The sequence below is a fragment of the Alkalibaculum bacchi genome, from assembly GCF_937875145.1.
Lineage (GTDB): Bacteria > Bacillota > Clostridia > Eubacteriales > Alkalibacteraceae > Alkalibaculum > Alkalibaculum bacchi_A.
In genome coordinates this window covers 1-6,597 of sequence record NZ_CALNCS010000197.1, presented here as the reverse complement: position 1 = coordinate 6,597, position 6,597 = coordinate 1, and the positions used below count along the sequence as shown (strand labels likewise).

The following is a 6,597-nucleotide window of genomic DNA, read 5'->3' as shown; positions in this document are numbered from 1 at the left end:
GGGTGTTGTTATAAAGAAAGACGGCTTGTCTGCCATAGGAAGTCTCCTGCCACGTGGTATCACAGCCCGCCTATTGTAGCCCAGAGATTAGCTCATATATAATGGAATTATATAAGCATTTTATTGTTCCGTAAGGTGCATTTTAATCGCAGAAACTATGCCTTCTCCAGTTTCTTGGGAAAGAATATCATTAACGGCATCGTTATCCATAAAAAGACCCATTAATGCTTGCAAGGTAGCTACTTGTTCCTCATCATGTTCAATGAGACCAAGATTGATTATTAAACGAGCTTCAACAGGATGATTAACTACACCACCCATTGGTTGAAAAGTTATGGGCTCTGCAGGCTTAATAACAGCAATATAAGGTTTTACAATATGTTCTGGCTCTACATGAGGTATAGCAAAAGAAATATCAGGGCTTTCTAAGCCCGTAGGATAAGTATCCTCTCGCTTTTTAATAGCCATGAGCCAACTATCACGTACATATCCTTCTGGATAGAGGTAGCGATTCAATTCATCAAATAATTCACTTGAATTCTTTGCTTTATTATCAAAAAAAACAAGTTTTGAGTCAAAAAGAGAGAGATCCATCATGATTTTCCCCTATGCTAGTGGACTAGCACCATTTGCGAGAACCTTGATGACGTGTTTAAAATCTTTTAGCATACACCTATATGCAGGTATGGTAAGGTCTTGCCAATAAATTTCCGAGTTTGCATCTTCAATCCTAAGGTGCTCAATTGCTTTTGCAGCTGCTTCTCCAGCATACTTTACGCCATAAGTAAAATAATTAACTTTACGAATACCAGCATTGACCGCTCTCTGATAGTCATCATCTGAAACACCAGAGCCTCCATGCATTACAAGAGGAGTCTCTATTTCATCTCGTATTTTGCGTAATATATCAAAATTTAAATTAGGTTTTCCTTTATATATCCCGTGAACAGTACCAAAAGAACAGGCTAAAATATCCAGCCCTGTAGATTTAATAAAATCTACGGCTTGTTTAGGATCAGTATATATAGTTTCTGAAATATGATCATTCACATGACCAGATCCATTTTCTCGTGTACCCATAGAGCCAAGCTCACATTCTAGGCCACAATTAAAACCTGTAACCATTTCAGCTGCACGAGAAGAATTAGAGATATTATCGTTGTATGGCAGCATAGAACCATCAAACATTGCACCAGTAAAGCCCAGTTCTAGAGCTCGACGCATATAAGAAAGATGTTCACAGTGATCTAGATGGACACAAACTAATGCTGAAGAACGCTCAGCCAACGTAATCATTATAGGCCCAATAACACTTAGTGGCACAATCGGTTCATGACCTTCTGCATGTGCGATTATTACAGGATAGCCTGTCTGTTCAGCAGCATCGATAGCAGCCCGCACCGCTTCAAGGCTTGGAGTATTAAACTGCGGAATAGCCATGTTATTTTGTTCTGCTATTGCACAAATATCACGCAAATTAACTAACATTTGAGACCTCCCCAAACGCGCACTATATACACTAAGTTCAATCCTTTTTGTTCATATATCCATTACTCTGGCCGTAATGGTATCGGAATACATCAACCGCTGTCTGTATTTGTTTAGGCGTCATTTCTGCCATTGGTTTACCTGTAGAAAGTGCTACAGATATAGTTTTAGCCGCTTCTTCTAAATAGACAACAGAAACAAGAGCTTGTTGTAAATCCTTTCCAATACCAATCACACCATGATGCTTAAGTACAACAGAAAGCCTGTCACCAATTGCTCCAACAGCCTGAATGCCCATCGATAAACTCCCCGGATCTCCATATGGAGCAACATTTACTGAGCCTTCAGCAGAATTAGCCAATGTAGAAAGGTTACAAGGAATTTTATCCATCACAAGACCAAGTCCTGTAGCATAAGGCTGGTGGGTATGGATTACAGCTTTAGCAGATGGTTTATGCTTCATAATATAAAGAAGTGCTTTAGTATCAACAGAAGGCTTACGCTCACCTTCAACCACATTACCTTCCATATCAATTACGAGCACATCAGTAGCTACCATTTGGTCATATACCATTCCAGATGGTGTAATTAGTACATACTTCTCGCTTACTCGCCAGCTTACATTCCCACCCATAAGCGCTATAAGCCCATATTGATCTAACTTTAAAGCTGTGTTAAGTACTTGCTTACGCTCAAGTTCATACATCTATAAACCTTCTTCTCCTATTAGTTACTTTTTAGTATAAATATTAATTTTTATTAATTTTTTGCTTCCGTTTTTTATTTCGCAGTGCTTTTATCTCATCAGCATGCTCGATATACTCCTCATTTACTCGACGAGCGCGCGCCTTAAGAGTATCCGGATGAATTTGATATTCGATATTCTGTAAAGTGCGAAACAATTCTTCACTATCATTAAACATCTTTGTAGGTACCCAATACCGTCCATGAAATATAGTTGCATTATTTATACGTAAATATATTTTCCCGGAACTAGGAAACTCTCTTAATTTAAATGAATTAATATTAATAAATTTATATTTAGTAGTTTTTCTATAACAATAGAACGAAATCTCATTCTCATCGATAGTTATTTTTTCTGGATTAGAGTGCGATATAAATGTATTCCAAACTTGATAGAATGAGACAATGCTTGCCATAATCCAAATACCCTTAGAAAGATATAAACCAATTAGACTAAATATCAAACTTAGAATGCAAATTACTGCACAAAAAAATCCTATAAAAGTTACCTCAAAACTAAAGAAAGGAGGCTCATATACATATGTTTTACTCATCGCTCCCTCCAATCCAGAGCTAGCACTCTGCTAGCTCTGGATTCCCATATCAAACTTACCCCCGAATAATAATTAATTAATATCTCTATTTATTTTTCGTCACTACAAGATGCCGTAGACGTATTACTAGATTCAGCTTCCGCCTCATGCAGTTCAACAGCCTCTTTGACAATGCGCTTATGGTTCCAAATAACCATAGAAAATGCAAGTACTGCAATCAGAAGCAGACCGAAAACACCAAGATATCCAGCGCTTCTTGTTATCACCCATGTTAACGGATTTGCCCCATCGCAAATTGAAGAAATCGCAGTCGCTCCACCCATATCGAACTGTACATTAGCTGCTGCATTAGTAATTAAAGGAGACAAATCTGTAGCTATATAAAGACCTACAGTTAAAGCAATTATACCTATTATTATTCCCCGAAATCCATTGTTGTGAACCACAGGTGTAATCAAAACGAACATCCAAGGAATTACTGCTAGATCAGCAAAAGGTAGAACTTTATTACCAGGTAGTATTACAGCTAAAAAAATGCACAGAGGAACAAGCACGAAAGAGATAGCAAGTGTTACGGGATGACCAACTCCTACAGCAGAATCAAGACCAATGTAAATCTTTCCACGATTCTTAAAACGTCCTTCAACAAATTTAGATGCCGCATCAGAAATGGGCAATAACCCCTCCATAAGAAGAGCTGCCATGCGTGGAATTAGTACTAAAACTGCTCCAAGAGAAACTGCAAGCTGTAAAATTGCACTAATATCGTAGCCAGCCAGAATGCCAATTACTAAACCTATCATTGTTCCCACCATAATAGGTTCGCCAAAAACTCCAAATTTCTTCTGAAGCGTATCTGTATTTATATTAATATCACGAAAACCTGGTATCTTATCAAAGATCCAATTAAAAAACATCGCTATCGGCGCATAAGCAGCTGTAAAACCATGGGGTAATGATACTCCTGGCATTTGCAACGATTCTTCAACGAGGGGCGCAGTATAATCTCCCAGTACCATAATAATCATCATATTAAGAATAGCTGCAATAATTCCAAAGATATAATTGTTTGTAACAATAGCAACTAGGGCACCTGTAAATGCAAAATGCCAATAATCCCAAATGTCAACATCAACCGTTTGGGTAGTATTAGTAAGTAACATTACTATATTTATAGCAAGCCCAAGTGGAATAATAATTAAACCAACGGTCGAACCCATAGCAATAGCAGCAGCCGCAGGCCAACCAACATCAATTACGTTAAGACTTAAGCCAAAACGATCAACCATTGATTGAACTGCTGGAGAAAGAGTGGTGCCTAACAAGCTATTAATTACTAAGTTTAAACCAATAAAACCTACGCCAACGGTAAGACCAGCACGAAGACTTTTACCAAAGCCAGCACCTAAAATGCAGCCAAAAACTGTAAGTACTATCGGCATCATAACAGAGACGCCTAGCCCTTGAATAAACTCGAAGAACCCAAGAAAAGCATCCATTTTTTTACTTCCCTTCTACAGTTAAAAAATTAGATTATTATGGCGTACACTTTCCTCAGTCTTGTTACTCCTCCTTTTTGTTAAAACTATATTCATCTCTTGCATATTTAATTATATTTTTATATTTTTAGTTAATATTATTAAATATATTTTACTCATCCATCAATTTTAATATTTCTTCATTTGGCTTTTCAACACCTATCCCTGAAAGGTATGGGGTACCATTTACATATGCGCAGTGAAGCTCTTTTGGTGCAATAGATGTCGCAACAATAAAGTCATAGTCTCGAGACTTTTCTGGTGCAGATGCTAAGGGTATTTGAGTAATAAGGTATTGTCCTTTATACCCATGCGTATCAAGAAGTTCTTCAACTTTTTTACGAGCAATCGTTGAGGTTACAATGCCTGAACCACAAGATAGTAAAATCTTTTTTTGTTTCTTATTAGTTTTTTGAGATGATAATTTTGGATTATTGGCAACAACAGAGTTTGTTTTTACTTCCACTTTTTTATTTTTTTTATTAAATAGTCCCATTATTTCCTTCTTTCTATAATCATCAATTTACTTTATAATTAATAGAATTTAAAATATTTCATTCTGCGAAAGCGCAGAGCGAGCTTGATCTAAAGCCGCAAACATTTCATCTAACACTGCAAAAGGATCTTTTGCAGTAACAATACCTGATGTTCCTCCGGTTGCATCAGCTCCCCACAGGATGGCATTAAATACATTTTGACCTGAGTGAATACCTGCAGCCTGTAAAACTTTTGTTTTGGGTGAAATTTTTTTGACAGCTCTAGTTGAAGCCATCATATATTCCTTGCCTGCAATTTTACCAGTACCAATTAAACTCGTAAGTTCACAAGTCATAATATCTGGGTGCAGCTCTGCTATGGCCTGAGCTTCTTCAACAGAATCCGCGCAAACACAAGTAAGGATTCCTACTTCATTAGCACGCGCAATTGTAGCTGCAAGTTCATGTATTGTCATTGGATTTTCTGCATGATTTAAAAAAGTCGCTTTAACACCTGCAGCCGCAAGAGCCTCAGGCAGCACATGACCCATACCCCGCCCAGGTACAAGGCTTTCCATAGACTGTGCACATGGAAGCAAGTGTGGACAATGTTCAATAACCCAAGGCAGGTCGATTAATTGAGCCGTAAATAAACATTGAAATTTATACTTCTTACAAAGTTCATCAGTCTTTTTTGCAAGTTTCTGAAGATCGCTACCATAAAGATATGCCTTGGGATTAACAACAAAAAATGGTCTTTCTAGCTTAACCTTGTCCATTTCCATTTCTCCTCTCCCCTACAAAAACTATTACCTGTTTAATAAAAAGCAAAGAACTTGTACAGGTTTAATTAAACAAGTTGGTGTTAGCATACCGTGCAGAAAACGTGAAGACAGCTTAGACATGATGAACGGCAGAGATATTGCCGTAAATGGCTGTATTTTATATACCACTAGAACGGGTACTCTAAAGTGGCTGTTCTACGTGGACACGAAATCGCTTCTGCTAACGAAAGCCTTTATCTGAATCTTGCTACATCGTATCCCTTCCATGACTACGCCGCTTTCGGGAAGCCGCTAGCATATGTGTTTTGTCAAGATACGGTGACCGCACGGGGATGCTGACGTTTTTCTATATCTCCCTATGCTTGCTGCCAATCCCAATGATCTCCTGTGTTCCAGCAGACTCATGCCTTTTCATGAGACCCTGATCCGTTGCTCGTTGTACCAGTGGATGTAGCAGTCGAGTATATCCATGAAATTTCCGATACTCCAACCTGCCCAACTTCTTCCGAAGAACATCTCGACCTTCATCCTTTTGAGCAGGCCTTCGCATGCCGAGTTGTCTGGTGATGAGCCCTTCTTCGATAGGGGCCTTCTTGTGCCGTTTGCATTGCAACGCTTGATCCACCCGGGCCAGCGATAATGACACCTGCGATCTGAGTGATATATGGGATGCTCATCTGATCCCAGCGTCTTTATTGCGGCATCAAGCGATGAGTTTGCAAGCTCAGCATCAGGAGAGGTGGACATCACCCAGCTTATGACCATCCCATCGAAGCGCTCCACTATAAAGGACAGATAGACCTTGCCCGCAGGAATCTTGAACTCCGTAGTGTCCGTAAGCCATTTCTCGTTGGGAGCATCGGCAAAGAAGTTCCTCTTCAGCAGATTTCCGGGCGCTTCGCGGAACTCTCCTCTATACGTGTGTTTAGTTGTTTCCGGCAATATGAAACCTACTGACAGGGGATGCTGACATTTTTCCGTACTTTCCTAGGCTGCGATGCCAAGCTTTTCT

General features: G+C 39.0%; 8 protein-coding genes. All 8 read right to left on the bottom strand.

The features are described 5' to 3' along the window. Positions 1-120: 120 nt before the first annotated feature. The 8 genes from Q7P22_RS11435 to Q7P22_RS11400 all read right to left on the bottom strand — a co-directional run bounded on the left by Q7P22_RS11435 (position 121) and on the right by Q7P22_RS11400 (position 6,527). A complete protein-coding gene (locus tag Q7P22_RS11435; protein WP_303864271.1) occupies positions 121-597 on the bottom strand; it encodes a PTS sugar transporter subunit IIA in 477 nt (158 codons plus the stop codon). Between the two features lie 9 nt (positions 598-606). Next, positions 607-1,488: a class II fructose-bisphosphate aldolase gene (locus tag Q7P22_RS11430; protein WP_303864269.1), complete on the bottom strand. Its 882-nt coding sequence runs from the start codon at positions 1,486-1,488 to the stop codon at positions 607-609. A gap of 37 nt (positions 1,489-1,525) precedes the next feature. Next, positions 1,526-2,194, bottom strand: coding sequence for a class II aldolase/adducin family protein (locus Q7P22_RS11425; RefSeq protein WP_303864267.1), 669 nt, complete (start codon positions 2,192-2,194; stop codon positions 1,526-1,528). A 43-nt stretch (positions 2,195-2,237) separates the two neighbouring features. Continuing rightward, positions 2,238-2,786 carry a hypothetical protein gene (locus Q7P22_RS11420; protein WP_303864265.1) on the bottom strand — a complete coding sequence of 183 codons (549 nt, stop codon included), beginning with the start codon at positions 2,784-2,786 and terminating at the stop codon, positions 2,238-2,240. Between the two features lie 89 nt (positions 2,787-2,875). After that, entirely contained in the window at positions 2,876-4,285 is a 1,410-nt protein-coding gene (locus Q7P22_RS11415; RefSeq protein WP_303864263.1) for a PTS galactitol transporter subunit IIC, read from the bottom strand. 151 nt (positions 4,286-4,436) lie between these two features. Continuing rightward, on the bottom strand, positions 4,437-4,820 hold the full coding sequence (locus Q7P22_RS11410) for a PTS sugar transporter subunit IIB (protein WP_303864260.1): 384 nt from the start codon (positions 4,818-4,820) through the stop codon (positions 4,437-4,439). Positions 4,821-4,868: 48 nt separating this feature from the next. Beyond that, positions 4,869-5,579 (bottom strand): triose-phosphate isomerase, encoded by a 711-nt coding sequence (locus tag Q7P22_RS11405; RefSeq protein WP_303864258.1) that lies wholly within the window; start codon positions 5,577-5,579, stop codon positions 4,869-4,871. 417 nt (positions 5,580-5,996) lie between these two features. Continuing rightward, on the bottom strand, positions 5,997-6,527 hold the full coding sequence (locus Q7P22_RS11400) for a DDE-type integrase/transposase/recombinase (protein ID WP_303864256.1): 531 nt from the start codon (positions 6,525-6,527) through the stop codon (positions 5,997-5,999). Positions 6,528-6,597: the final 70 nt, after the last annotated feature.